At 69.2% G+C, this 1,878-nt stretch carries 2 protein-coding genes; both read left to right on the top strand.

What is annotated here, in order from left to right; translation table 11 throughout:
* Positions 1-483 (top strand): amidohydrolase family protein (locus B9G38_RS16730; protein WP_143415595.1); only part of this gene is annotated, 483 nt, incomplete at its 5' end.
* A 130-nt stretch (positions 484-613) separates the two neighbouring features.
* Entirely contained in the window at positions 614-1,720 is a 1,107-nt protein-coding gene (locus B9G38_RS16725) for a DUF4382 domain-containing protein (RefSeq protein WP_086221123.1), read from the top strand.
* Positions 1,721-1,878: the final 158 nt, after the last annotated feature.

Raw genomic sequence — 1,878 nt, 5'->3', positions numbered from 1 at the left:
GTTACACGGCGGGCCGTCGTTGCCGAGCGCGACCGCGGGGTCGCGGTCGCGCTCGGCAACGAAGGCCCGCCGTGTAACAACACCCTCGACCCCTTCACGGAGATGCGGCAGGCGAGCCTCCTCGGCAAGGTCGACGCCCGCGACCCGACCCGGCTCCCCGCGGGTACCGTCTTGGAGATGGCGACGGAGAACGGCGCCCGGGCCGCCGGCTTCGACCGCCTCGGCGCGCTGCGCGAGGGACACCGCGCCGACGTGATCGGACTCACGACCGACATCACCCGGGCGACGCCGCTCCACGACCCCCTCTCGCACCTGGTGTACGCGGCCCACGGCGACGACGTGACCTTCACCATGGTCGACGGCGAGGTCCGCTACGCGGACGGCGAGCACGTCGGGACCGACGCGGCCGCGGTCCGCGAGCGCGCGACGCGACACGCGGAGCGCGTCGTCGAGGAGGCGGGGATCGAGACGGCGAGACCGTAACGCGTTCCGGGCGCTCGACGACCTCCCGTGCGAAACCCCATCCGTCACCGCTGAAACGGGCTTTATCGGCGCAAATTCGGACACAGTATCTCCGAGGTATACCCGTTCCGGGCCCGTTGGGTAGGTCACCATGACGGACCGACCGCGGACGACAGGCGACGACCGATCTCAGGCCACCGGCACCGACGAGTTCAGCCGACGGGAGTTCGTCGCCCTCGGCGCCGGCGCGAGCGCGACGCTCCTCGCGGGCTGCGCCGGAGACGGGAGCCTCCCGTCGTCGGACGGCTCGGACGGCTCCGGCGACGCCGACGGCTCGGACGGCTCGCAGACGCTCACCGGCAACTTCCGGCTCCTCATCAGCGACGCCCCGGCCGACATCGGTGACTTCGACCGGCTGGACGTCACCCTCGATCGAGCGCGCGTCTTCGAGGCGGGGGACGGCGACGAGGAGGGGGACGACGAGGACGACGGAGAGGCCGACGAGGACGATGAAGCGGACGACGACACGGACCAGAACGCAACCGAGACCGACGACGACGAGTCCCCGAACGGAACGGACGTCGATGACGCGAACGAGACGGACGTCGATGACGACGAGGAAGAAGTCGAAGCGGAGGAGGACGAGGAAGACGACGGCGACGACGAGGAAGACGGCAATGAGGACGATGAGGACGACGACAACGAGGGGGACCGCGGTTTCACCGTCGTCGAACTCGACGGCGCCACGGTCGATCTCACGCAGGTGATCGAAGACGACGCGATCGCCGTCTTCGACGGCGCGATTCCGGCGGGAAGCTACGAGAAGATCGAACTCGAGGTCTCCGCCGTGGAGGGGATCGTCGACGGCGAGTCGGTCGACGTGAAGCTCCCGAGCGAGAAGCTCCAGATCACGAACGGGTTCGAGGTCACCCCCGACGAGCCGGTCAGCTTCGTCTTCGACATCAACGTCGTCAAGCGCGGACGGAACAACGGATACATCCTCAAGCCCGTGATCTCGGGCAGCGGGGTCGCGGGCCGCGACGTCGACGTCAACGAGATCGACGACGAGGACGACGAGGATGACGATAGCGAGGAGGATGACGCCGAAGACGCCGAGTCCGAGGGAGACGACGGTGACTCGGAAGGGGACGAGGACGACGCCGAGGAGGACGACGCCACCGGCGGAAACGAGACGGACGGCTCTACCGGCGGAAACCAGACGGCCGACGCCGAGAACGGGACCGCGACCGGAAGCTAGCTACGAGGAGGTCTCGACCGACGAGGCGGCCGCGGACGGGCACTTCGCCCACCGAAGCGCGGCGTCGTCGTCGTTGAACGCCTCGGTGTCGACCCCCTCGACGTCGATGGTCCGCTTGAGGTACCGCCGCTTCGAGCGCTGGCGGCCGACGGGGAACC

The organism is Halorubrum sp. SD612 (assembly GCF_002135005.1).
This window is presented reverse-complemented; position numbering and strand designations above follow the sequence as displayed.

Bases quoted from the DNA above. Each gene is read 5' to 3' on its own strand.
- B9G38_RS16725 (WP_086221123.1), top strand. From the start codon at position 614: ATGACGGACCGACCGCGGACGACAGGCGACGACCGATCTCAGGCCACC.